Source organism: Bradyrhizobium sp. 18BD, from assembly GCF_054185225.1.
In genome coordinates this window covers 1-23,232 of the sequence record NZ_JAVAYL010000002.1, presented here as the reverse complement: position 1 = coordinate 23,232, position 23,232 = coordinate 1, and the positions used below count along the sequence as shown (strand labels likewise).

21 protein-coding genes are annotated in these 23,232 nt (G+C 65.3%); 4 read left to right on the top strand and 17 right to left on the bottom strand.

The genetic code is table 11. The features are described 5' to 3' along the window. Positions 1 to 30: 30 nt before the first annotated feature. Both RAD16_RS03255 and RAD16_RS03250 read right to left on the bottom strand, forming a co-directional pair. The gene (locus tag RAD16_RS03255) at positions 31 to 1,434 is read right to left on the bottom strand and encodes a LysM peptidoglycan-binding domain-containing M23 family metallopeptidase (protein WP_458156445.1); all 1,404 of its coding nucleotides are present in this window, start codon (positions 1,432 to 1,434) and stop codon (positions 31 to 33) included. Between the two features lie 109 nt (positions 1,435 to 1,543). Further along, positions 1,544 to 2,194, bottom strand: coding sequence for a protein-L-isoaspartate(D-aspartate) O-methyltransferase (locus RAD16_RS03250; protein WP_458156444.1), 651 nt, complete (start codon positions 2,192 to 2,194; stop codon positions 1,544 to 1,546). Positions 2,195 to 2,434: 240 nt separating this feature from the next. Between RAD16_RS03250 and RAD16_RS03245 the strand changes: the two genes are divergently transcribed. Then, on the top strand, positions 2,435 to 2,806 hold the full coding sequence (locus RAD16_RS03245) for a response regulator (RefSeq protein WP_458156443.1): 372 nt from the start codon (positions 2,435 to 2,437) through the stop codon (positions 2,804 to 2,806). A 3-nt stretch (positions 2,807 to 2,809) separates the two neighbouring features. Here RAD16_RS03245 and surE read toward each other — a convergent pair whose 3' ends face one another. Then, positions 2,810 to 3,577, bottom strand: a complete 768-nt coding sequence (gene surE, locus RAD16_RS03240; RefSeq protein WP_326904564.1) for a 5'/3'-nucleotidase SurE — start codon at positions 3,575 to 3,577, stop codon at positions 2,810 to 2,812. 386 nt (positions 3,578 to 3,963) lie between these two features. Here surE and RAD16_RS03235 point away from each other — a divergent pair, with 386 nt between their 5' ends. Next, complete coding sequence (locus RAD16_RS03235; RefSeq protein ID WP_458156442.1) at positions 3,964 to 4,551, top strand: hypothetical protein; 588 nt, start codon at positions 3,964 to 3,966, stop codon at positions 4,549 to 4,551. On the opposite strand, the gene RAD16_RS03230 is transcribed toward RAD16_RS03235, so the two are convergent. The 11 genes from RAD16_RS03230 to RAD16_RS03180 all read right to left on the bottom strand — a co-directional run bounded on the left by RAD16_RS03230 (position 4,548) and on the right by RAD16_RS03180 (position 15,844). Next, a complete protein-coding gene (locus tag RAD16_RS03230; protein WP_458156441.1) occupies positions 4,548 to 4,910 on the bottom strand; it encodes a hypothetical protein in 363 nt (120 codons plus the stop codon). The two genes, RAD16_RS03235 and RAD16_RS03230, sit on opposite strands and share 4 nt — an antisense overlap. Positions 4,911 to 5,064: 154 nt before the next feature. Then, positions 5,065 to 6,396 carry a serine--tRNA ligase gene (gene serS / locus RAD16_RS03225; protein ID WP_458156440.1) on the bottom strand — a complete coding sequence of 444 codons (1,332 nt, stop codon included), beginning with the start codon at positions 6,394 to 6,396 and terminating at the stop codon, positions 5,065 to 5,067. A 189-nt stretch (positions 6,397 to 6,585) separates the two neighbouring features. Then, positions 6,586 to 7,398 carry a twin-arginine translocase subunit TatC gene (gene tatC / locus RAD16_RS03220; RefSeq protein ID WP_458156439.1) on the bottom strand — a complete coding sequence of 271 codons (813 nt, stop codon included), beginning with the start codon at positions 7,396 to 7,398 and terminating at the stop codon, positions 6,586 to 6,588. Beyond that, the gene (gene tatB / locus RAD16_RS03215; protein ID WP_458156438.1) at positions 7,395 to 7,934 is read right to left on the bottom strand and encodes a Sec-independent protein translocase protein TatB; all 540 of its coding nucleotides are present in this window, start codon (positions 7,932 to 7,934) and stop codon (positions 7,395 to 7,397) included. The genes tatC and tatB overlap by 4 nt, the downstream gene beginning before the upstream one ends. Positions 7,935 to 8,022: 88 nt before the next feature. Beyond that, positions 8,023 to 8,256: a twin-arginine translocase TatA/TatE family subunit gene (locus tag RAD16_RS03210; protein ID WP_326904570.1), complete on the bottom strand. Its 234-nt coding sequence runs from the start codon at positions 8,254 to 8,256 to the stop codon at positions 8,023 to 8,025. A 167-nt stretch (positions 8,257 to 8,423) separates the two neighbouring features. Next, entirely contained in the window at positions 8,424 to 9,182 is a 759-nt protein-coding gene (gene scpB, locus RAD16_RS03205) for an SMC-Scp complex subunit ScpB (protein ID WP_458156437.1), read from the bottom strand. A gap of 21 nt (positions 9,183 to 9,203) precedes the next feature. Beyond that, positions 9,204 to 10,043, bottom strand: a complete 840-nt coding sequence (locus tag RAD16_RS03200; protein ID WP_298245628.1) for a segregation and condensation protein A — start codon at positions 10,041 to 10,043, stop codon at positions 9,204 to 9,206. Further along, positions 10,040 to 11,068: a beta-N-acetylhexosaminidase gene (nagZ, locus tag RAD16_RS03195; protein ID WP_458156436.1), complete on the bottom strand. Its 1,029-nt coding sequence runs from the start codon at positions 11,066 to 11,068 to the stop codon at positions 10,040 to 10,042. The genes RAD16_RS03200 and nagZ overlap by 4 nt, the downstream gene beginning before the upstream one ends. A gap of 52 nt (positions 11,069 to 11,120) precedes the next feature. Continuing rightward, positions 11,121 to 12,695 (bottom strand): SPOR domain-containing protein, encoded by a 1,575-nt coding sequence (locus RAD16_RS03190; protein WP_458156939.1) that lies wholly within the window; start codon positions 12,693 to 12,695, stop codon positions 11,121 to 11,123. 140 nt (positions 12,696 to 12,835) lie between these two features. Continuing rightward, positions 12,836 to 14,626: an arginine--tRNA ligase gene (gene argS / locus RAD16_RS03185; RefSeq protein WP_458156435.1), complete on the bottom strand. Its 1,791-nt coding sequence runs from the start codon at positions 14,624 to 14,626 to the stop codon at positions 12,836 to 12,838. A gap of 9 nt (positions 14,627 to 14,635) precedes the next feature. Next, positions 14,636 to 15,844 (bottom strand): deoxyguanosinetriphosphate triphosphohydrolase, encoded by a 1,209-nt coding sequence (locus tag RAD16_RS03180; RefSeq protein ID WP_458156434.1) that lies wholly within the window; start codon positions 15,842 to 15,844, stop codon positions 14,636 to 14,638. Positions 15,845 to 15,980: 136 nt separating this feature from the next. Between RAD16_RS03180 and erpA the strand changes: the two genes are divergently transcribed. Further along, positions 15,981 to 16,310 carry an iron-sulfur cluster insertion protein ErpA gene (gene erpA, locus RAD16_RS03175; RefSeq protein ID WP_326904575.1) on the top strand — a complete coding sequence of 110 codons (330 nt, stop codon included), beginning with the start codon at positions 15,981 to 15,983 and terminating at the stop codon, positions 16,308 to 16,310. Between the two features lie 8 nt (positions 16,311 to 16,318). Here erpA and RAD16_RS03170 read toward each other — a convergent pair whose 3' ends face one another. After that, a complete protein-coding gene (locus RAD16_RS03170; protein ID WP_458156433.1) occupies positions 16,319 to 18,649 on the bottom strand; it encodes an ATP-binding protein in 2,331 nt (776 codons plus the stop codon). Positions 18,650 to 18,783: 134 nt separating this feature from the next. On the opposite strand from RAD16_RS03170, the gene xth reads away from it, so the two are divergent. Beyond that, positions 18,784 to 19,581 (top strand): exodeoxyribonuclease III, encoded by a 798-nt coding sequence (gene xth / locus RAD16_RS03165; protein ID WP_458156432.1) that lies wholly within the window; start codon positions 18,784 to 18,786, stop codon positions 19,579 to 19,581. Between the two features lie 69 nt (positions 19,582 to 19,650). Here the strand turns inward: xth and RAD16_RS03160 are convergent, their stop codons facing one another. Both RAD16_RS03160 and ilvD read right to left on the bottom strand, forming a co-directional pair. Beyond that, the gene (locus tag RAD16_RS03160) at positions 19,651 to 20,472 is read right to left on the bottom strand and encodes a tetratricopeptide repeat protein (protein WP_458156431.1); all 822 of its coding nucleotides are present in this window, start codon (positions 20,470 to 20,472) and stop codon (positions 19,651 to 19,653) included. After that, positions 20,459 to 22,183, bottom strand: coding sequence for a dihydroxy-acid dehydratase (gene ilvD, locus RAD16_RS03155; protein ID WP_458156938.1), 1,725 nt, complete (start codon positions 22,181 to 22,183; stop codon positions 20,459 to 20,461). The genes RAD16_RS03160 and ilvD overlap by 14 nt, the downstream gene beginning before the upstream one ends. Positions 22,184 to 23,232 lie beyond the last annotated feature (1,049 nt).

Below are 23,232 nucleotides of genomic sequence, written 5' to 3'. Positions count from 1 at the left end.
CGCTGTGCCCTGATTTCAGAGCCCCTCGCCTCACGCGCCATTCAGGAATTGAAGCGGGTCAACCGGGCTCGATCCCTTGCGGATCTCGAAGTGGAGCTGCGGCGACGCCACCTCCCCGGATTGACCCGACTTGGCAATGACCTGACCGCGCTTGATGGTATCGCCGCGCTTCACCAGCAGCTCACTCGCATGGGCATATGCGGTGACGTAGCCGTTGGAGTGCCGAACCAGGACCAGATTGCCGTAACCCTTCAGTTCGTTGCCGGAGTACGCAACGACGCCGTCTTCAGCCGCCTTGACCGGCGTGCCCTCGGGCACCGCGAGATTGATGCCGTCGTTGGACTTGCCATTGGTCTTGGCGCCGTAGGTCGTGACTACCTTGCCGCGGACCGGCCAGCGGAAGGTCGGCAGCGCGCTGGTGGTCTCGGCAGCCTTCGCCGGAGCCTCCGCAGGCTTCTCTTCGACATTGGCCGTGGCCTGGGCCAGACGCGCGCTCTGCACGGGCGCGGCGACAGCGGCCATCTTGGTCGCGGGCGCGGGCGCCGCGGCGACCGGCTGGAGCGTACCGGCAACCGGAGCAGCACCGACCGGAACCGCAGCAACCGGCGCCGCGACGGCGGCGGTCTTTGCACCGGGCACGGTCAGCTTGGTGCCGAGCTTGAGCTTGGCCGAGGGATCGAGGCCGTTGGCACGCGCCAGCTCAGCCGCCGAGATGTGGTTCTTGCGGGCGATGCTGGCGAGCGTGTCGCCACGATTGACGAAGTGGGAGCTCGGCGGCGCAGCCATGACGGCAACCGGCTTCACAGCCGGCGCCAGCGCGGGAGCCGCCGCGACCGGAGCCATCGCCGGCGCGGGCGCAGCAGCGACGGCGCCCGCATGCGGGATGATCAACTGCTGACCGGGCGAGAGCGAGCGCGGGCCCTTGTAGCCGTTGGCGGCAAGGATTGCCTGCGGCGTGACGTGATAGCGCTTGGCGAGCACCTCGAGCGTGTCGCTGGTGCCGACGATGATCTTGGTCCCGCCGGCCGGCTGAGCCGCTGCGACCGAGCGCGGCGGCACGGCGGCCGTCGTTTCAAGATGCGGCTGCGCCGGGGGCGCGTAGGAGCCGACCCCGCGCCCGCCTCCGGACACGCCGCCACCGCTCGCAACGGGATAGGATTGCGGCGCCGCCACCGCCGGCGGCGGCAAGGGCTGCGACTGATAATAACCGGGCTGCGTCTGCGGCCGCGCATATTGCGGCAGCTCACGCTGCTGCGGCGGCGGGGCCTGCTGCACCGATCCGGTCTGATCAGACGCGAAGGGGTTGGAGAAGTTCGACTGGGACAGACGCGACGACATGTCGGCGCTGCACCCTGCGAAGCTGAAGGAGATCAGCGCCAGCACCGCGACCTGCGGTACGCGGCGCGAGTAAAGCAACTCGGCGACGACAAACATGGTTACTCACTCGTACGCAACAGAACTGGTCTTTTAAGTAAACACGTCGCGAGTAAATAACGGCTTAACCCTTCCAATAAGACGTTGGCAGCACAGCCAATCCGGAATTCTACAGCTCCCGCGCCACCCCGGGCAGCGCCGGCACGAAGCGGACCTCGACGAGTTCCTTGCGCTCGATCCCGGTCTCGGTCCGGGTCAGCCGGACCAGCGTCTGCACGCCCTGATGCGGGCCGACCGGGGCGATCAGGATGCCGCCAACCTCGAGCCGCTCGATCAGGTTCTCGGGAAGCTGCTCCACCGCGGCGGTGACGATGATGCGGTCGAACGGGCCGATATTGGGCGGCAGGTTGAGACCGTCGCCGAGCATCACCTCGACATTGTGACACTCCAGCTTTTCAAGCCGGGCGCGTGCAGTGTCGGCGAGCTTGCGGTAACGCTCGACCGTCAGCACCTGCCCTGCGAGCCGCGACAGCACGGCGGCCTGGTAGCCCGAGCCGGCACCGATCTCGAGCACGCGGTGCTTCTTCTGAAGCTGGAGCTGCTCGGTCATGTAGGCGACGACGAAGGGCTGGCTGATGGTCTGCCCGCATGCGATCGGCAGCGCGCTGTCACGATAGGCGCTCTCGCGATCGGCAGCGTCGACGAACTCGTCGCGCGGCACTTCCTCCATGGTCCGCAGCACCGTCTGGTCGCTGATGCCCCGACGCCTCAGCGTGAGCTGAAACATCATCTTTTCCGGCGGGTGCTGATTGGAGGTCATCGCTACTTGTATCGTCTCGTCAGGTCCGGATCGGCGCTTGTGATCGCCAAGCACGGGCACGAATCCTGTTCCTGTCCAGGAACCCATGATAGCCTCTTGGCTGCGGTATTTGACCACAAATTGGCTTGCTGGGGACTGGCCGCAAAAGGCCATTTTCAGGTGTCCGTTCGCCGAAACGCGCATTGCGTCGATTCGTGTTATCTGCGAACCTTTTCCGCAATGGGCAAGGACTCACCGACAATGACCGCGACAGGGCTTTCCGGCCGCTCTGTATTCCTCGTCGAGGACGAGGTGATGATCAGGATGATGGTCGCGGATATGCTCGAGGAGCTCGGCTACAAGGTCGCAGCCGAAGCCGGCGACATCACCGAGGCCATGCGGCTCGCCCAGGCCACCCAGTTCGACATCGCCATCCTCGACGTCAACGTCAACGGCAAGGTCATCTCGCCGGTGGCCGACGTCATCAAGGCCAAGGGCTGCCCGTTCATCTTCGCGACCGGATACGGCTCCTCCGGCCTGCCCGAGCAGTACCGCGACCGGCCGGCGCTTCAGAAGCCATTCCAGCTCGACGCGCTCGGCAAGACCATCGAAGCCGCCCTTCGCGGCGGCTAGCCGCTACTTCAGCGTCGCACTCAGCGCTTCCGAAAACGCCTCGTTGGTACGGTCGAGCCGAAGCGGCGTGACCGAGACGTAGCGCTCGCGGAGCGCCGCGAGATCGGTGCCCTCGGCGGGCGTATCCATCATCGCCGCGCGCTCGAAGCCGATCCAGAAATAGGGATTGTTGCGACCGTCCCGGCGCTCGTCGATCTTGAGGAAGCCCAGATTGCGCTTGCCCTGCCGGGTAACGCGAATGCCGAGTACATCCTCCGGCGCGCAGGACGGGAAGTTGACGTTGATGACGGTGTCCTTGGGAATGCCGGCCTTGATCACCTTGCGCAGGATGTCGGGACCGAACTGGCGCGCGGTGTCCCATTGCGGCCGATCACGGGTCTCGACGCTGAACTCCTGCGACAGCGCGAACGATGGGAGCCCCAGAATGGTGCCTTCCAGCGCGCCGGCGATGGTGCCGGAATAGACCACGTCCTCGGCGACGTTGCGGCCCTTGTTGACGCCCGACAGCACGAGGTCCGGCGGCTTGGTGCCGAGGATGTGCCGCGCGCCCATGATCACGCAGTCGGTCGGCGTGCCGCGCACCGCAAAGTGCCGCGGGCCGACCTCGCGCAGGCGCAGGGGATCGTTCAGCGACAGCGAATGCGACACGCCGGACTGGTCGAGCTCGGGCGCGACCACCCAGACATCGTCGGACAGCGCCTTGGCGATTTCCTCCACGACCTTGAGGCCGGGAGCGTGAATGCCGTCGTCATTGGTGCAGAGAATGCGCATACGAGGGTCGATTCCTGAAGCCGTTTGGGCCGTCTTATCCGGCTGGGGCCGATCAGGCAAACCGGACACGGCCGGGTCCGGGGCGCGGGCGAGACCTCATTTGTGATCTGGCTCATTGCCGCGGCGCAGCACCGGATCCTATTTTCAGATGATATCCTGTGGCGACGGGACGCCCCATGACCCGCTTTGCAGCCCTGATTTGCCTTGGAGCTGGCCTTGGCCTGAATGCGCTCGCCGCGCTTCCGGGACAGGCCCAGGATTCAAAGGATTCAGGCACTGCGGACCGCTGCTTCCCCTGGCAGGAGTTCCGGGGTGGCGCCTGCGTGGCCAAGGCTGCCCCTCTTGCTCCGGCGCCTGCGGGACCACGGCTCCCGAACCCGCCCGCTGTGCCGGAGCGCGGCGAAACGGCCGCCCCGCCGGCCTGCCCCGCCAACAGCCATCTCGATGCGGCGAGCAACGTCTGTGTGGCCGATGCCCCGCCACCGCCAGTTGCGCCACCGCGCGCGCTGATCACCATCACCTGCATCGGTGGCGCGGCGAGCAACGGTCAATGCGCCTGCCCCGCCGGATTCCAGTTGATGCCCGCAGGCAATGATGCCGGCGGCACCTGCGTGCGGACCAATGCGGAGAATTGCCTGGGCGGCGCGATGACGATCAGCGGTGAGTGCTTGTGCAACGGCCAGGTGACGATGTCTGGACAGATCTATGACCTCGAACTCTCGCGCGGCAGATGCGTGCCGAAACGCTGCCCGCGCGAGGGCCCTTGCACGACGGCAGCAGCAAAGCCGGAGGCATCGCCAAATCAGTCATCGCCAAGATTGTCGTCGGACGAACCCGAGCGGTCGCGCACATGTGCCAAAGGCCTGGTCGCGACACGCCACGGCTGCGTGCCGGCTCGACATCGGTCACACACAATCGATCCCGGGACGCTGCTGCGAATGGCGCCGAGTTATTCGAGCCCGATGCAATATTAGCGTCGGATGCGCCATTGCGGCAGGAAGCGCGCGAGCCGGCCTTCGGCGCGCAGCTTCATCGCCGGCACGACGGGGCTGACGACGGGCGTCTCGATCACGCCGAGTGCCTTCAGTTGCGCAACGATCGGGTCCGATGCCGCTTCCTGCGGAAAACGTTCACGCGCAACCGTCAGCGCCTTGTCGAAGTCCGCGGCATTCACGCCGGGCTTGGCCCGCCGGCTCTGCACGAGATCATCGTCCCAGAGCCGCGCGATCCCGATGTCGAGCACGCCGCGCAAACGCTGATCAACGGCCTGGATGCCGGCACCCGTCACCGCCCATTGTCGGCCAACCCAGAAGATGTCGCGGTGCAAGGCCATGAACGATGGGTTCGCGTTGTCGGGTGGCCGGCAGGATAACCGGCCGCCCGATCTTCGCAACCAAACGTTTCCGCGTTTCAGACTGGCAATGCGCCCTATTTAGTTTGACGCGTTTTCTTGACGCGAACCGGTACCCACTTCGCTCGAAAACGCTCTAGTCGCGCGCGACCACCTTGAGTCCGCCCATATAGGGCTGGAGCACGTCGGGAACGGCGATCGAGCCGTCCTCCTGCTGATAGGTCTCCATCACAGCGATCAGCGCACGGCCGACCGCGGTGCCGGAGCCGTTCAGCGTGTGCACGAAGCGCGGCTTGCCGTCCGGACCGCGCGAGCGCGCATCCATGCGCCGCGCCTGGAAATCGCCGCACACCGAGCAGCTCGAGATCTCGCGGAACATGCCGCCGTCGCCCTGCCCGGGCATCCACACTTCGATGTCATAGGTTTTTTGCGACGAAAAACCCATATCTCCTGCGCAGAGCGTCATCACGCGGTAATGCAGGTCGAGCTTCTGCAGCACCTGCTCGGCGCAGGACAGCATCCGTTCCAGCTCGTCCTTGCTGGTCTCGGGCGTCGTGATCGAGACCAGCTCGACCTTTGTGAACTGGTGCTGGCGGATCATGCCGCGCGTGTCGCGCCCGGCAGCGCCGGCTTCGGCGCGGAAGCATGGCGTCAGCGCGGTGAGCCGCATCGGCAATTGCTTCTCGTCGAGAATGGATTCGCGCGCGAGATTGGTGAGCGAGACTTCCGCGGTCGGGATCAGGCCGAGGCGTTCGGTCTTGAGCCGCTCGTGATCGGGCGAAGCGAGCAGCTCGCCCTTGATGGCCCAGAACTGATCGTCCTCGAATTTCGGCAACTGCCCGGTGCCGAACATCACCTCGTTGCGCACCAGCAGCGGCGGATTGATCTCGGTGTAGCCGTGCTCGTTGGTGTGCAGGTCGAGCATGAACTGGCCGATCGCGCGTTCGAGCCGCGCCAGCCCCTTCTTCAGCACGACGAAGCGCGCGCCCGACAGCTTTGCTGCCGCCTCGAAATCCATGTAGCCGAGCGCGGTGCCGAGATCGTCATGCAGCTTGGGCGCAAAGCTGTAGTTGCGCTTCTTGCCGAACACATGGTGCTGCACGTTGCCGTGCTCGTCGACGCCATCGGGCACTTCGTCGAACGGAATGTTCGGGATCGCCGACAGCTCTTTCGTCAGCTCTTCGTCAGCGGCTTTCGCGGCCGCCTCGAGTTCCGGCATCGTGGTCTTGAGCTCGGCAACTTCAGCCATCAGCTTGGCCGCGCGCGCCTCATCCTTGGCCTTCTTGGCGTCGCCGATTTCCTTGGAGGCCGCATTGCGCCGCGCCTGCGCCTGCTCCGAGGCCAGGATCGCCGCGCGCCGCCTCTCGTCGATCGCGAGCAGCGAGCCCGACAAAGGCGTCAGGCCACGCCGGGCGAGGCCGGCGTCGAAGGCTTGCGGATTGTCGCGGATCGATTTGATGTCGTGCATGCCATAGTCCTGAATCAGCGCGAAAACATACAGCGGCGAACGTTGTACGTCAGCGCGTTCCCCCTAGCACAGCTGTCATCGCCCGCGAAAGCGGGCGATCCAGTATTCCAGAGACGTCAGTGATGCTCAGAGGGGGCGCGGCGTACTGGATTCCCCGCTTTCGCGAGGAATGACAGCGGTGGTAGCCGCCTACTCGGCCGGATTGGCCGGCGTCGACACGTCGGTGCCGGTGCTTGCCTGCGAGGCAGCCGCCTTCTTCTCCACCATCGCCACCGCGATGATCGAGCCCTCGTAGAGCGCCAGCAAGGGGATCGCGAGCGAGCACTGGCTGAGCACGTCGGGCGGCGTTAGCACGGCCGCGATCACGAAGGCGATGACGATGAAATAGCGGCGCTTCTCACGCAGCATTTTCGAGGTCACGATGCCGATGCGGCCGAGCAGCGTCAGGATCACCGGGAGTTGGAAGGCGATGCCGAAGGCGAAGATCAGCGACATCATCAGCGACAGATATTCGCCGACCTTGGGCAGAAGCTGGATCTGCGCGGTCTCGTCGCTGCCGGCCTGCTGCATGCCGAGCGAGAACCGCACCAGCATCGGCAGCACGACGAAATAGACCAGCGCCGCGCCCAGCACGAAGAAGAACGGGGTCGCGACCAGATACGGCACGAAGGCCTGCTTCTCGTGCTTGTAGAGGCCCGGCGCGACAAACATGTAGATCTGTCCCGCAACGATCGGGAACGAGAGGAATCCGGCGCCGAACAGAGCGAGCTTGAGCTGGGTGATGAAATATTCCAGCAGCGCGGTGTAGATGAACTTCGAGTTCTCGGGGCCCGCAACCCACACGAACGGCCAGACCAGCACGTTGTAGATCTGCTTGGCGAAGAAGAAGCAGAAGATGAAGGCCAGGCCAAAGCCGAGCAGCGCCTTGATCAGCCGCGAACGCAGCTCGATCAAATGGTCCATCAGAGGGGCTTTGCTGGCCTCGATATCGGCGTCGGTCATGACGCTTTGGCGTCCTTGATCGCCTCGGATGGCGCGGTGTCCTGAGTCACCGAGGTCTGCGTAGCCTGTGCCTGCTCGACCTCACGGGTGATGGCGAGCGGCTCGTTCACGGCCGAATGCGCCTCGGCTTCCACGAAGGTCTGCGGCGTCGGTGGTTCCGGAGTGGTCGGGGTCACCGGCGCTTCACTTGAAGTTGTCGGCGGATCAATCGCCGTGGTGGTGGTCGTCTCGGCCGGCTTGTCGAGCGCATCGACGCGGAGCGCGTCGCTGACGTCCTTCTGCAGCGAGGTCAGCGGATTGTTGCTGGCGAAGCCGGTCGCGGCTTCCTTGACCTCATCAAAGCTCTTCTTGAGGTCGGCCATCTCGGCCTCGCGCATCGCTTCCTGGAATTGGCCCTGGAATTCGGCGGCCATCTTGCGGGCCTTGCCCATCCACTGCCCGACCATGCGCAGCACGCCCGGCAGCTCTTTCGGGCCGATGGCGATCAGGGCCACGACCCCGATCAGGACCAGTTCACTCCACCCGATGTCGAACATGAGGTCTTCCGTTCACGCCAGCCGCAGCCGGCCCAATCCCTTGCGCGCAGGATCGGGGCCGCTACCCGCGTCTCGCGTGCTCTCTGGCTCAGACGGCCTTGCTGCCGACGTCGGACCGGGCCGCAGTCGGGGCGGCATTGTGCTCGAGGGACTTGGCCGGCTCGGGCTTGTCGGCGACCTTGTCGTCGTCCTGCATGCCCTTCTTGAAGGCCTTGATGCCCTGGGCCACGTCGCCCATCAGATCCGAAATCTTGCCGCGGCCGAACAGCAGCAGGACCACTGCGATCACCAAGATCCAGTGCCAAATGCTGAGTGAACCCATCCTGCAACCCTCCAAACACGCATGGCCGGGGACCCGGCCGATCTTCACCGAAACGTAGGCTTGGCAGGCCTCAAAAACAAGGACCAAGGCAGCGCCAATTCGCTGTCGGCGCTACGTAATCTTGCTGAGCGTTAACTGGTCGCAGGGGCCCCTAGAAGGCCGGAGGATCACTCCTCGCTGCCGCCCTCGCCACCCTCATTGCCGCCTTCCGGCGGCGTCTCGGGCTCAACCGCGGGCGCCAGCGCCAGATCGAGCTCCTCGCCCGGTTCCAGCGGATCCTCGTCCTCGCGCAGCGCCGGGTCGTCCGACGGCGTCGGCACGCTGAATCCGGTCGGCAGGCGCGAATCCAAGAGGCCCGTGCCCTTCAGCTCTTCCAGACCCGGCAGGTCGCCGAGCTGTTCCAGCGTGAACTGCGACAGGAAGTCCTCGGTGGTTCCGAACGTCAGCGGACGGCCGGGCGTCTTGCGACGGCCGCGTGGCTTGATCCAGCCGGTTTCCAGCAGCACGTCGAGCGTGCCCTTCGAGGTGACGACGCCGCGGATCTCCTCGATCTCGGCGCGCGTCACCGGCTGGTGATAGGCGATGATCGCCAGCACTTCGATCGCCGCACGCGACAGGCGGCGGGTCTCGGTGCTCTCGCGCGTCATCAGCCAGGACAGATCGCCGGCGGTGCGGAAGGTCCATTTGTTGGCGACCCGCACGAGATTCACACCGCGCAAGGCGTAGTCGGCCTGGAGCTGCTCGAGCGCGGCCTTGACGTCCACGCCGTCAGGCATGCGCTTGGCCAGCGTCGCGGTATCCAACGGTTCACTCGAGGCGAACAGCAGCGCTTCCAGCAGCCGCAATTCCTCAGGACGTGCCTGAGCCTGGGACTCGTTCTCCATCGGCTCGGCCTCTTCTACCCGCACTTCAGCCAGGCTTGCCATGGCAGATTCTCCTTCTTGCACTTAAGCGACCGGCGCGTCGGGCGCAGGAGCTGCGTCCGGAACCGGCTTAGGACGCCCCTTCCGGAAATAGATGGGCGCGAACGCCTCTTTCTGGTTCAGCTCGAGCTGTCCTTCACGCACCAGCTCGAGCGCGGCGGCGAAGCTCGAGGCGAACACCGTCGCGCGCTGCGTCGGATCGGCGACGTGACGGATCAGGAAGTCGTCGAGCACGCCCCAATCGTCCTGCTCGGTGATGCTGCCGACCAGCCGCTCCAGCGTGGCACGCGCTTCCGCAAGCGACCACACCGTGCGCTTGGCCAGATGCACGCTCGCGAGCACGCGCGACTGGCGCTGCGAGGCATAGGCGGTGAGCAGGTCGTACAGCGTCGCGGTGTATTTCGGATGCTTGATCTCGGCGATCTGCTCGGGCTCGCCGCGCGGGAAGATGTCGCGCAGCAATTGCTGCCGGTTCATCAGCCGGTTGGCGGCCTCGCGAATGGCTTCGAGGCGCCGCAACCGGTTGGCAAGCGCGGTCGCCATCTGCTCGGCGCTCGGACCTTCCGCGCTCGGCGGCTCCGGCAGCAGCAGACGCGATTTCAGGAAGGCGAGCCACGCGGCCATGACGAGATAGTCGGCGGCGAGCTCGAGCCGGATCTTTCGCGCGGCTTCGATGAAGTGGAGGTACTGATCGGCCAGCGCCAGGATCGAGATCTTGGCGAGATCGACCTTCTGCTGCCGCGCCAGCGCGAGCAACAGGTCGAGCGGGCCTTCGTACCCCTCGACGTCCACCACCAACGCCGGCTCACCCTCGGCGAGCTCTGCGGGCCGCCCGGTTTCAAACGATAGGATTTCTGCGGTCATGCGGATGCCGTGTTTGCCCGTGCGATCAATGCGTCCAGTTCGGCGCGCGCGGCCACGCGGTCGAACGGCTGCGGTGCCTTGCGTGCGGCGAGCGCGGCGTTCGCGCGCTCAAGTGCCCTGCCCGACAATTCCGGTGTCTGGCCTGCGACCTCGCGCATCTCCTCGATGTTGCCGTTGCAATGCAGGGCCATGTCGCAGCCGGCCGCGAAGATGGCGCGAGTCCGTTCGGCGATATTCCCCGACAGCGCGTTCATCGACACGTCATCACTCATTAACAAACCCTGGAACCCGATTGCGCCGCGAATCACCTGAGCGATCATTGTCGCAGAAGTCGTCGCCGGATGGGCGGGGTCGACCGCGCTAAACACAACATGTGCAGTCATCGCCATCGGCAGATCCGCCAGTGGCTTGAACGCCGCGAAGTCGGTTCGTTCCAATTCGTCGCTGGGCGTATCGACCGTCGGCAGCTTGAAATGGGTGTCGGCGGTGGCCCGGCCATGGCCGGGGATGTGCTTGAGGACCGGCAGCACGCCGCCCTGCTCCAGGCCCTCGGTCACCGCACGGGCGATCGCCGCGACCTTGCCTGGCTCGGTGCCGTAAGCCCGGTTCCCGATGACGGCATCGGCGCCCTGCACCGGCACGTCAGCCAGCGGCAAGCAATCCACGGTAATGCCGAGATCGGCGAGATCGGCCGCGATCAGGCGGGCGCTGAGGCGCGCCGCCGTGAGGCCGAGCGCCGAATCAGTGTCGTACAAATTCGCGAATACGGCCCCCGGCGGATAGACCGGCCAGTGCGGCGGCCCAAGCCGTTGCACGCGTCCGCCCTCCTGATCGATCAGAACGGGCGCATCGGGCGCGTTTGCAACTGCCCGCAATTCCGCAACCAGCGCAGCCACTTGAGCCGGTGTCGCGACATTGCGCTTGAACAGGATGAAGCCCCATGGGCGCTCGGCGCGGATAAACTCCCGCTCGATAGCGGTCAGTTCCGTTCCGGAAACGCCGGTAATGAAGGCCCGCGTGCTCATAACGGCCGATTAACCCTGCCCCGTCAGGGGGTCAAGGAAACGGCCGATAATACTACGGGATAAAGCACTGCCCGCCGGCCGACATCAGCTCCTTGCAGAACTGGCTGGCTTCCTGCCGCGTTTTGTAAGGCCCGACCATCGCACGGTATTTGACCGTGCCGTCGGGCCGGTCCACCCGCTTGATCACAGGCGAATGGGAGCCCAGCACGGAGGCGTATTTGCCCTGCGCCACACGGAACGACGACCGGGCGGCAGCCTCGGTGTCTTGCGAGGTGACCGACACCAGGAAGCCCCCGCCGCCCGTATCGGGAGCAGCGCTCGGCGCAATCTGCGTCGGGCTGGTCGCAGCCATCCGCTGCGCCGGTTCTGCCGGCGATGACTGCGGCGCCAGCGAGAGCGGCTGGTTGGCGCTGGCATTGGCCGAGGTCGGCGGATTGCGCGGCGCGGCCGGTGCAGCAGCGGGCGCGGCAACAGGCTTCGGCGCCGTTGCGGACGGCTTGGCGGTCGCCGCCGATTGTGGCGTGCCGCTATCGGTCTGATCACCCCTCACGGCCACGGTCCTGATCGCCCGCGGCGCGTTGTTCGGCATCGTCCCGTTGCTCGGAACTGGACCCGCGCCTGGCGGCATGGCCGCGGACGGCGAGACGCTTGCCACCGGTGGCGGATTGGCATTCGGGTTCAACGGCGGGAACACGACGCGGGGACCGCTCGCTCTGGCGTTGACGTCGACAGGCGCTTCCTCGCGCGGCACGATCTTCTCGCCGCCGTCGCCGGTGACCATGCGATCAGGCACCTTGGCCCCTGATTCCGTCGGCGCCGGCACGATCTTGGTCGGGGTGTTGTCGGCCTTGATGATCGGCGGCTCGCCGCTGCGGGGCGAGCCCACATAGGTCTTGTACGCGAACGCCGCGCCAGTGCCGACCACGGCGAGCGCGAGGATCGCCGCGACCGTCATCATGCCGCCGCGCTGCTTCTTCGGCTCGTCCAGATCAGCCTCGGGATAGTCGCTCTGGAACGCGTAGGGATCGTCGGGATAAGCGGGCTCGCGCTGATAATCCTGCTCGCCCGACTCCAGCCGCCCATACAGCGCGTCGTCGTAACGCGACGGATCGGGCTGCTGCTGATACGGCTCCTGATAGGCTTGGTGCTGATACGCCTGATCGTGCTGCTGGTAGGCTTGATCCTGATAGGCCTGAGCCTGCTGATAGCCGTGGTCCTGATAGGCCTGCGGCTGTTGAAGCTCGGGCTCGGGCGCGGTCGGCTGGGCGGAATAGCGATGCAACGGATGAACCGGGTTGGCTGAGACGGGATAGTCAGGCTCCGGCGCGGGGACCGGCTGCGGCTGCACATTGGCGCGCCGCATCCATGAGGGTGGCCCGGGCGGCGGCGGGGCTTGCTCGGCATAGTCCTGCTGATAATCGTCCTGCTGGTAGTCCCGATCCTGATAGTTTTGGGTGGTCACTGCCGGCTGCGGCGCGCTCGGGTGGCCCTGCGCTGCGAACGGATCGGTCTGTCCGATCAGGCGGGCGAGTTCGGCCAAGGGATCATTTTCCGCCTTCGCACGCTGATCGCTACCGCGACCATAGTCATCGGAAGGAAACGGTCTGTCCTGATATCGTTCGGCCATCGTGATGATGCGTCCCTTCGGGAAAGCCGCGCGCCCCTCGACCAAGGCGCGGCTTTCGACCCACAAGGCTTCAACCAAGTCTAAGCGATCCGGCTTCTGCCGGTTACCCCCAATATTCCTCTTAAGTAGTTCGCCCCAAACTACCGCATCTCGTCCGGGGCATGGACGCCGAGGATGGCGAGGCCCGATGCCAGGACCGAGACGACGCCCTGGACCATGGCCAGTCGCGCCTTTGTAAGATCTGCATCATTATTGATAATGAAGCGTAAATAGGGCAAATCGCGCCCCTTCGTCCAAAGTGCGTGAAATTCGCTCGCTAAGTCATAGAGATAAAAGGCAATACGGTGCGGCTCGTGGGCCGCGGCAGCCGCTTCCAGCATCCTCGGATAAATTGCGAGGCGCTTGAGAAGATCAAGTTCAACGGGGTCCGACAGCCGTTCCACCGCCGACTCACTCAGCCAGGCGATGCGCTTGTCGGCATCCTCGGGCAGTTCCGGGAACACCTCGGCCCGCGCGTTGCGGAAGATCGAATGGCCGCGGGCGTGGCCGTACTGAACGTAGAACACCGGGTTGTCGCGCGACTGTTCCATGACCTTGGCGAGGTCGAAGTCGAGCACCGCGTCGTTCTTGCGGTAGAGCATCATGAAGCGGACAGCGTCCTGGCCGACTTCATCCACCACCTCACGCAAGGTGACGAAGTCCCCGCTCCGCTTGGACATTTTCACGGGCTCGCCGTTGCGCAGCAACTTCACAAGCTGGACGATCTTGACGTCGAGCGCGCCCTTGCCCGACGTCGTCGCCTTCACCGCCGCCTGCATGCGCTTGATGTAGCCGCCATGATCGGCACCCCAGACGTCGATCATCTCCGCGAAACCACGGTCGAACTTATTCTTATGATAGGCGATGTCGGAGGCGAAGTAGGTGTAGGAATTGTCCGACTTGATCAGTGGCCGATCGACGTCGTCGCCGTAAGCGGTCGCCTTGAACAGCAGCTGCTCGCGGTCTTCCCAATCCTCAACCGGCGCGCCCTTGGGCGGCGGCAGGCGGCCTTCGTAGATGTCGCCCTTGGCCTTCAGGAAATCGATGGTCTCGGCAACCTTGTTGTTGCCGGTCTCGATCAGCGAGCGCTCCGAGAAGAACACGTCGTGACGGATGTTGAGGGCGGCGAGATCGTCCTTGATCTCGTCCATCATCATCGCGATCGCTTTGGCCCGCACCGTTGGCAGCCACTGAGCCTCAGTCATCGCGAGCAGCTTGTCGCCGTGCTCTTTCGCCAGCGCCGCGCCCACCGGCTTCAGATAGTCGCCGGGATAGAGACCTTCCGGGATCGCGCCGATGTCCTCGCCGAGCGCCTCGCGATACCGCAGGAACGCGGAGCGCGCGAGCACGTCGACCTGGGCGCCGGCGTCGTTGATGTAATACTCGCGGGTGACGTCATGGCCGCCGAACTGAAGCAGGCTCGCCAGCGCATCGCCGAACACGGCGCCGCGGCAATGGCCGACATGCATCGGTCCGGTCGGATTGGCCGAGACGTATTCGACATTGACCTTGGAGCCGCCGCGAACGCGGCCGTAGTCGGCGCCCTCGCGCAACACGGTGCGCAGCGCCTCGGCCCAGGCCGCCGGCTTGAGCGTCAGGTTGATGAATCCAGGACCGGCGACATCGACCTTGGCGATCAGCGCATCCGCCCGCAGCCGCTCGGCGATCTGCTCAGCGAGATCGCGCGGCTTCGCCTTTGCCTCTTTCGCAAGCACCATCGCGGCGTTGGTCGCCATGTCGCCATGGGTGGCGTCGCGGGGCGGCTCGACCACCACGCGCGCGAAATCGATGCCCTCGGGCCAGCTGGCTTCCGCCGCAAGCGCACGGCAGACGGCGTGCACGCGAGCGAGCACGTCAGCGAACAGATGCAGGGATGAGGATGTGTCGGGCATGGGCGCCGCCTAACGCAAATCCGGGGTCGAGTCAAAAAGCCGCTGGTGCTCGGTTAGGGCGAAACGGTCGGTCATTCCGGCAATGAAATTGCCGATCCGCCGGGCCCGGTCGCCCTCATCGTCGGCCTCTGCCCCGAGCAGCCATTCCGGCGGCAGCTCGCTGGGGGAATTCTGGTACTTTGCGAACAGGTCGAACAGGATCTGCTCCGCCTCGCCCATCACCCGCATCACCCGCTTGTGGCGGTACATGTGCTGGTACAGGAAGCTCTTGATGGCGGCCTCTTCCTCGGCGACCTCGGCGGGGAACGCGACCAGCGCCCGGCTCTGCTGGCGCACGTCCTGGGCCGATTGCGGCCTGACCGCGGCAATGCTCTTCTGCGTCTCCGCGAACACCGCGCCGATCAAATGCGAGATCAGCTCGCGCACCAGCTCGGCGCCGCGCCGGACGTCCTCGAGGTCGGGGTAATGCGCCGAGGTCTCGGCGATGATCTCGGCCGTGAGCGGCATCACCTTGAGATCGTCGAGGTGGAACAGGCCCGCGCGCAGGCCGTCATCGATGTCGTGGGCGTCATAGGCGATGTCGTCGGCGATCGCCGCAACCTGTGCTTCGAGCGAGGCGAAGCTCCACAATTCGAGATCATAGACCTTGATGTAGTCGGCGATGCCGACGGGAATGCCGTGCTCGCGATAGCGCCCGACCGGCGCGCCGCTGCGATCGGCCAGCGGACCGTTGTGCTTGACGATGCCCTCCAGCGACTCCCAGGTCAGGTTGAGCCCGTCGAACTCGGGATAGCGGTGCTCCAGCGAGCCGACGACGCGCAGCGCTTGAGCGTTGTGGTCGAAGCCACCAAAATCCTTCAGGCAGGCGTCCAGCGCCCGCTCGCCGGCGTGCCCGAACGGCGGGTGGCCGAGATCATGGGCCAGCGCCAGCGTTTCCGTGAGGTCCTCGTCCAGCCCGAGCTGGCGGGCCAGCGCACGGGCGATCTGCGCCACCTCGAGCGAATGGGTCAGCCGGGTGCGGTAATGATCGCCCTCATGGAACACGAATACCTGGGTCTTGTACTTCAGGCGGCGGAACGCGGTGGAATGGATCACCCGGTCGCAATCCCGCCGGAACGGGCTCCGGGTCCGGCTCGGCGGCTCGGCGACCAGCCGGCCGCGGCTGCGATCGGGATCGCAGGCATAGGGCGCGCGGGGGGCTGCCATTCCGACGGACACGACGAATTTAGTCCCTATCCATTTGATTCTGCGTATCCTTGCACTTAACTATGCCGGATGCGGGATACCAAATGAATTGGCCAAGTGAATCTGCCAAGTGAATTTGGTATGACCGCGGGACTATCGGAGACCAGCCATGACGACTGACGTGACCATCAGTGACCGCGCCGCACGCCGGATTGGGGAGATCCTCAAGGGCGAAGGCGCCGGCGCGATGCTGCGCATCTCCGTCGAGGGCGGCGGCTGCTCCGGCTTCCAATACAAGTTCGACATCGACCGCGACCGCACCGACGACGATCTCGTGATCGAGCAGGAGAATGCGGTGGTGCTGGTCGATTCCGCCTCGCAGCCGTTCCTGGCGGGCTCGCAGGTCGATTTCGTGGACGATCTGATCGGCGCCTCGTTCCGCGTCAACAATCCCAACGCGACCGCGTCCTGCGGCTGCGGCACCAGCTTCTCGATCTGACGCGCGGTTTAAGCGCCCGTCATCTGCCTTTCCTCGTCCGTCCACTCCACATCATCAGGCATCAGCTCCGGCTGCAGCGGCGCGTCCTCCGACATCGCATGGCCGTCCAGCGCGCGCAGCAAGGCGGCGGCAAGCGCGGGCTTGCGCAGCGGCTTTGCCAGGAAATCCGACATGCCGGCTTCGCGGCAGATCTTGACGTCTTCGGGGAAGGCATTGGCGGTCAGCGCAATGATCGGCAAGGCCGCAAAGCGCCCGCCCTGCGCGCGGATCGCGCGGGTCGCGGCAAGGCCGTCCATGTCGGGCATCCGCACATCCATCAGCACGACGTCGTAATCGCCCTCTGAGGCTGCCTCGACGGCCTGGACACCGTCGGTGACGACGCGCAGCTCGACCTCCAACGCCCCCAGCATCTTGCTCACGACCATGCGGTTGACGGCATCATCCTCGGCGACCAGCACCTTCAAAGGCCGATCGAGTTCGGCGATACGCGCCTTGAGCGCATCGGCCTCATCGCTCCCGGCTGCCTGATCGGAGGCCTGCGCCTGGCTCCAGGGCAGCACCAGGGTGAAACGGAAAGTGGAGCCCAGGCCCGGCGTCGAGGTGACGCCGATCGTGCCGCCCATCTGCTCGATGATGCGCCGGGAAATCGCAAGCCCAAGCCCGGTGCCGCCGAAACGGCGGCTGATCGAGGCGTCGGCCTGCGCGAAGTCGCTGAAGAGCTGGCCGACCTTCTCGGGCGCAATGCCGATGCCGCTGTCGGTCACGGCCCATTCGACGGTGGCGAGCAGGTCACGGCGCGCCTGGCAGGTCGCCGAGATCGTCACCTCGCCCGCATCGGTGAACTTCACCGCATTGGAGGCGAGATTGAGCAGCACCTGGCGAATGCGCGCGACGTCGCCGCGTAGCGTCAGCGGCAGGTTCGGATCGAGTTCGACCCTGACCGCGATCCCCTTGCTCTTGGCGCTGGCGCGCGCGACCGTCGCAACGGTCTCGACGAGAGCCTGCGGCGCGAAGTCGATCGCCTCGAACTGGAAGCGGCCGGCCTCGAGCTTGGAGAGATCGAGAATGTCGTTGAGGATGCGCTGGAGATTGTCGCCGGACTCACGGATCGTGGTGACGGCCTCGCGCTGCTCCGGATCGAGTTTTGTTTCGAGCAGCATGCTGGCAAGCCCGAGCACGCCGTTCATGGGCGTGCGGATCTCGTGGCTCATCACGGCGAGGAAATCCGACTTCGCCCGGCTCTCCGCTTCGGCCTTCTCCGCGCGCCAGCGCTCGGTGACGTCGCGGCCGAAGCCGCGATAGCCGAGGAACTGGCCGTCGCGATCATAGGCGGGCTTTGCGGTCAGCGACCACAGCCGCGCCTCGCCGCCGGCGACGACCTTGAGGTTCATCTCGTGCAGCGGCTCGGCATGCTCCATCAGGCCGACGACGTTGTAGGCGGCCGCCTTGTCGTCGGGACAGAGCATGTCGAGCACGTCGACGAAGTGCGAGCCCTTCAGGAGCGGCAGCGGCAATTGCGCGACGTCGGCGAAGCGTTGCGGCACGTCGGTGAGATGGCCTTCGGCGTCGGTCTGCCACAGCCAGTCGCTGGCGTTCTCCTGGAAGTCCTTCAGCAGCAGCGAGATGATCTCGGTCTGGCGCTCGAGCTCGAGCTGGGCCTTGAGATTGCCGAGGAACAGATTGCCCTGCGAGACGATGTTGCGCGCCATGAAGAACGCGAACAGCAGCAGGAACACCGCGGTCACCAGATACGGCCCGGTGCCGCACAGCAGCAGCGCGCCGGTGCAGGCGACGGTCACGGTGGCGAGATAGACGAGGCCCGCGCGCGGGAAGGTCGACAGCGTGAAGGCGCCGCCGGACATCGTGCCGACCATCAAACAGGCCAGGATGAGCTGGCTGGTCGGCCCGACCCGGCTGAACAGCGCAAGTGGCAGGGTGCCCCAGATCGCGGCGAGGAAGAAGGCCTGGCGCATCATGAGGCGGGCGGCGCGGAGCGAGGCTTCCTGCGGCGGATTCTGATGCGAGCGCCGCCACGAGCGCACGGCGAGCGAGGCCGTGACGGCGAGGGTCATGCCCCAGACCGCGAGGAAATCGTTCCAGCGCCTGCCCCAGAACAGGATCAGCACGATGGCGACGTTGAGCATGGTGACGGCCATCGTCACCGGGATCAGCCGCGTCACCGCGTCGATCTGCTTGGCGCGAATCCGGCGCAGCTCGCGCTCGCTGAGATCGGCGGTCAGGCCGTCCTCGATCTCGAAGCCGCCGAGCCAATATAGGAACGCACCGACCAGCCCGTCGCGCGGCTCAGCTCGTTGTGCAGTTTTGACCGGCCATCCCATCCACGGAACCTTTTCCGTATCAATGGCCTGCGGCCCGCTTAAGCCGGGTTAATTTTGTGGGAGATTTTGCGGCGTCCTTGACGGGCGCGTTGGCAGTTTGTTCTAACCATGGCCCCTGCCCGGAGCCTGCCGACATGCCCATCAGAGTAGCCACCTGGAACGTGAATTCGGTCCGGCAGCGGATCGACCTGCTGCTGACCTGGCTGAAAGAGTGCCAGCCGGACATCGTCTGCCTGCAGGAGATCAAATGCGTCGATGAGGCGTTCCCGCGGCTGGAGATCGAGGCGCTCGGCTACAACGTGGTCACCCACGGGCAGAAGACGTTCAACGGCGTCGCGCTGCTCTCGAAGCTGCGGTTCGACGAGACCAAGTCGGGGCTGGCCGGCGACGACGAGGACGCCCATGCCCGCTTCCTCGAGGGCGTGGTGACGCTCAAGTCCGGCGTGATGCGCATCGCCTGTCTCTATCTGCCCAACGGCAATCCGGTCGGGACCGAGAAATATCCCTACAAGCTCAACTGGATGTCGCGACTTCTTGAGTACTCGAAGGAGCGTCTTAAGACCGAGGAGCCGCTGATCCTCGCAGGCGACTTCAACGTCATCCCACATGCCCGCGACGTCCATAACCCCGCTGCCTGGACCGAGGACGCGCTGTTCAAGCCCGAGACGCGGGAGAGCTTTCAGGCACTGCTCGGCCTCGGCCTGACCGACGCCCTGCGCGCCGTCACCGACGAGCCGGGGCTCTACACCTTCTGGGACTACCAGGCCGGCGCCTGGCAGAAGAACCACGGCTTGCGGATCGATCATCTACTGCTGTCGCCGCAGGCCAGCGACAAGCTCGCCAATGTCGGGATCGACAGCTATGTGCGGGCCTGGGAGAAGCCGTCGGACCACGTGCCGGTGTGGGCGGATCTGGATCTGGAGGCGGCGTAAGCGGCGGTCAGATAGTGGGCACGGCGCCCAAGGCGCCTTTGCCCACCCTACGGGACCGGGGTTGCCGTTCTATTCGCGGCGGCCCTGCACCCACTGCTCCAGCATTTGCAGGCACATGGCGCGGTCGTCGTCGGAGGCCTTGGCGAAGGCGCGGTTGTAGCTTTCCTTGATCCAGGTCTCTTCGGTGCCGGCGCTATCACGGGCCAGCGTCAGCCACATCAGGCCGCGTGCGGCCTGCCGCGGCAGGCGGTCGCCGTTGAACAGCATCTGGCCGAGCAGCGCCTGAGCCTCGTGCTGGCCCTTCTGGGCGGCCAGACCGAGCCAGCGCGCGCCATAGCGGAAGTCCTCGCGCGAGGCGTCGGGCGTCTTCAGGTACAGCCGGGCGAGATCGTACTGGGCGTCCGCGTTGCCGAAATAGGAGGCCGCATAGGAGAACATCTCCCGCGCCCGGTCCTGGTCCGGCTTGACCTTCGAGTTCGGGATGCCGCTCAGATAATAACGGCCGAGCGCGACGAAGGCATTCGCCACGATCTGCGCCTGCGGCGCCGACGGGCTGTCGTCGGCATGCGCGTTGGCAATCCGGCTGAAATATTCAAAGGCGCGCACATCGTCCTGGGCGACGCCGTCGCCATTGGCATACATGCGGCCGAGCTTGAATTGCGCGCCGGGATGACCGCCTTCGGCGGCATATTGCAGGGCGCTGAGCGAGGTTTCCTGGGCGGGCGGCGCCACCTTGCTGCGCACCGCACCCGCAGCACCGGGCAGCGTGGTCACGACCGGGATGGTGGCGTCCTTGTTATTGGCCGGCGAGCCGTCGAAGGCGAACGCCGGCACGGCCAGCGCACTGGCCCCCAACACAAACGCAACAATGGCACGCCTAGATGTCCGCATAGCACTGTTTCTCGTGCGCGCCGCCCGGATGGGTCACTGCCCCTCCGACCGCTGGTCCAACCTGCTGAGCATACTTCCAGAGCGCACCCGACGTGTGATTAGTCGCGCGAGCGCTCCATTTGGTCTTGCGCTGAGCCAGCTCAGCGTCACTCAATTTTACGTTAAGGGTACCGGCGTCGGCGTCGATCTCGATGATGTCGCCGTCCTCGAGCAGCCCGATCGGGCCGCCGATGGCCGCCTCCGGGCCGACATGGCCGATGCAGAAGCCGCGGGTGGCGCCGGAGAAGCGGCCATCGGTGATGAGCGCGATCTTGCCGCCCATGCCCTGGCCGGTCAGCGCTGCGGTGGTCTGGAGCATTTCCCGCATGCCGGGGCCGCCCTTGGGGCCCTCGTAGCGGATCACGATGACTTCGCCTTCGCGATAGGTGCGCTTCTGGACCGCCTCGAAAGCATCCTCCTCACGGTCGAAGCACCTGGCCGGACCGGTAAACTTGAGGTTGGACATTCCCGCGACTTTCACGATCGCACCTTCTGGCGCCAAATTCCCCTTCAGACCGACCACACCGCCCGTGACGGTGATGGGTTTGTCTGCCGGGTGCACCACGTCCTGGTGCGGATTCCACTTCACGCTTTTGAGGTTTTCGGCGATCGTTCGACCGGTGACCGTAATGCAGTCGCCGTGGAGAAATCCGTTGTCGAGCAGCGTCTTCATCAGAAGCGGTATGCCACCTACTTCAAACATGTCTTTGGCGACATAACGGCCGCCCGGCTTCAAATCCGCGACATAAGGTGTCTTTTTGAAGATTTCGGCGACGTCGAACAGGTCGAACTTGATCCCGCACTCGTGCGCGATCGCCGGCAGGTGCAATGCAGCATTGGTCGAGCCACCGGATGCGGCGACGACGGCCGCGGCATTCTCCAGCGCCTTGCGTGTGACGATGTCGCGCGGCCGGATATTGGACGCGATCAGCTCCATGACCTTCTCGCCCGCGGTCATGCAGAAGGCGTCGCGGATCTCGTACGGTGCCGGGGCACCGGCCGAGTAAGGCAGCGCGAGGCCGATCGCCTCGGAGACGGTCGCCATGGTGTTAGCGGTGAACTGTGCGCCGCAGGCGCCCGCCGAGGGGCACGCCACGCGCTCGATCTCGTCGAGGTCTTCGTCCGACATGGCGCCGACCGAGTGCTTGCCGACGGCCTCGAACATGTCCTGCACGGTGACCTGCTGGCCGCGGAAATTGCCGGGCAGGATCGAGCCGCCGTAGATGAAAATCGAAGGCACGTTGAGGCGGACCATCGCCATCATCATGCCCGGCAGCGACTTGTCGCAGCCGGCGAGCCCGACGAGGGCGTCATAGGCATGACCGCGAACGGTCAACTCGACCGAGTCGGCGATGCATTCGCGCGACGGCAGCGAGGAGCGCATGCCGTCATGGCCCATGGCGATGCCGTCGGTGACGGTGATGGTGCAGAATTCGCGGGGGGTGCCGCCGGCGGATGCGACGCCCTTCTTCACCGCCTGCGCCTGGCGCATCAAGGCGATGTTGCACGGAGCGGCCTCGTTCCAGCACGAGGCGACACCGACGAAGGGCTGGTGGATCTGCTCGGTGGTCAGACCCATGGCGTAGAAATAGGACCGGTGCGGCGCGCGCGCAGGACCTTCCGTCACGTGACGGCTCGGCAGCCTGTGCTTGATGTTGCTCTTCGCGCCCATCACGACCAGTTTCCTTGGCTAACCCTTGTCAGACCCGGAACATCAGACCCAAGATTTGAATCGACCTTGGGATTTCCCGTTGCCTGCAAGGGACCAGCCCAGCCCCTGAAAACATTAGAGCGATTTTATTCATGTTCGGGTGTGGCCAAAAAGCGGCGCTGATGCGAACGCCCGGTGATGAGGGTTAAATCCACCGTGAGTGTTGCGTGGACAGCACAATCGTTACCGGGAAGACACGGATCGGCTTACCACAATACCCTCGCGAAGATGACAATCCACAACTTGAGATTTTAGGACACAAGGAGCGCGCCCAGTTTTGCGGCGAGGACTGCGCACATTCGAAGTGAGTCGGCGCACACTCTCCCTCCGTCATCCTGAGGCGCGAGCCACGGGACGCAACGCGTCCCGTGGGGAGCTTCGAAGGATGCGCGGCCCGGATGCAGCCGGGCCGTCGCCCTTCGAGGCCTCCGCTTCGCTCCGGCGCCTCAGGGTAACGGTGATGGATTGGCACACGCTTTCTCCACCTCGTCATTGCGAGGAGCGAAGCGACGAAGCAATCCAGAATCCCTCCGTGGAAAGATTCTGGATTGCTTCGCTACGCTCGCAATGACGGAACAAGGGGCAGCATCGTCAGCCTCCAACGCGCGTTTCAACTCGCAGACACGCCTTTGCGTCCTCGCGGCTGATTTCACCCGAGCTTTGCTAATCATTCCACCCTCTCATCCAAGAGGGCGCAGGGAAGGCCGGGTGCCGGCTGGCACCCGCGGTCTGCTGCGCGAAAGGTAGCGCAAAGAGACCGCACAGCAGCATACAGGTGAAGCCCAACACACGGCCTTCCCTGCGCGATGGTTGGACGGCTTATGCCGCGCTCTCCCGGGAGCCGAGTTCCCTTTGGCCTCCCTCACCTTCGCGAAAGTCGCCAGCACCGCGCCGGTTGACGCTGATGCCGCATCCACGAAAGCTTGACCGTAGCAACGACGGCCAGGACCACACGGTTTTGCCGTACGCACGGCTCGCTCCTCGCCGCAGTTTTCCCGACCCTGTCGACG

What these genes read in the sequence shown, in the direction of transcription:
- RAD16_RS03255 (WP_458156445.1), bottom strand. Translation starts at nt 1,434, where the DNA reads ATGTTTGTCGTCGCCGAGTTGCTTTACTCGCGCCGCGTACCGCAGGTC.
- RAD16_RS03250 (WP_458156444.1), bottom strand. Translation starts at nt 2,194, where the DNA reads ATGACCTCCAATCAGCACCCGCCGGAAAAGATGATGTTTCAGCTCACG.
- RAD16_RS03245 (WP_458156443.1), top strand. Translation starts at nt 2,435, where the DNA reads ATGACCGCGACAGGGCTTTCCGGCCGCTCTGTATTCCTCGTCGAGGAC.
- surE (WP_326904564.1), bottom strand. Translation starts at nt 3,577, where the DNA reads ATGCGCATTCTCTGCACCAATGACGACGGCATTCACGCTCCCGGCCTC.
- RAD16_RS03230 (WP_458156441.1), bottom strand. Translation starts at nt 4,910, where the DNA reads ATGGCCTTGCACCGCGACATCTTCTGGGTTGGCCGACAATGGGCGGTG.
- serS (WP_458156440.1), bottom strand. Translation starts at nt 6,396, where the DNA reads ATGCACGACATCAAATCGATCCGCGACAATCCGCAAGCCTTCGACGCC.
- tatC (WP_458156439.1), bottom strand. Translation starts at nt 7,398, where the DNA reads ATGACCGACGCCGATATCGAGGCCAGCAAAGCCCCTCTGATGGACCAT.
- tatB (WP_458156438.1), bottom strand. Translation starts at nt 7,934, where the DNA reads ATGTTCGACATCGGGTGGAGTGAACTGGTCCTGATCGGGGTCGTGGCC.
- RAD16_RS03210 (WP_326904570.1), bottom strand. Translation starts at nt 8,256, where the DNA reads ATGGGTTCACTCAGCATTTGGCACTGGATCTTGGTGATCGCAGTGGTC.
- scpB (WP_458156437.1), bottom strand. Translation starts at nt 9,182, where the DNA reads ATGGCAAGCCTGGCTGAAGTGCGGGTAGAAGAGGCCGAGCCGATGGAG.
- RAD16_RS03200 (WP_298245628.1), bottom strand. Translation starts at nt 10,043, where the DNA reads ATGACCGCAGAAATCCTATCGTTTGAAACCGGGCGGCCCGCAGAGCTC.
- nagZ (WP_458156436.1), bottom strand. Translation starts at nt 11,068, where the DNA reads ATGAGCACGCGGGCCTTCATTACCGGCGTTTCCGGAACGGAACTGACC.
- RAD16_RS03190 (WP_458156939.1), bottom strand. Translation starts at nt 12,695, where the DNA reads ATGGCCGAACGATATCAGGACAGACCGTTTCCTTCCGATGACTATGGT.
- argS (WP_458156435.1), bottom strand. Translation starts at nt 14,626, where the DNA reads ATGCCCGACACATCCTCATCCCTGCATCTGTTCGCTGACGTGCTCGCT.
- erpA (WP_326904575.1), top strand. Translation starts at nt 15,981, where the DNA reads ATGACGACTGACGTGACCATCAGTGACCGCGCCGCACGCCGGATTGGG.
- RAD16_RS03170 (WP_458156433.1), bottom strand. Translation starts at nt 18,649, where the DNA reads ATGGGATGGCCGGTCAAAACTGCACAACGAGCTGAGCCGCGCGACGGG.
- xth (WP_458156432.1), top strand. Translation starts at nt 18,784, where the DNA reads ATGCCCATCAGAGTAGCCACCTGGAACGTGAATTCGGTCCGGCAGCGG.
- RAD16_RS03160 (WP_458156431.1), bottom strand. Translation starts at nt 20,472, where the DNA reads ATGCGGACATCTAGGCGTGCCATTGTTGCGTTTGTGTTGGGGGCCAGT.
- ilvD (WP_458156938.1), bottom strand. Translation starts at nt 22,183, where the DNA reads ATGGGCGCGAAGAGCAACATCAAGCACAGGCTGCCGAGCCGTCACGTG.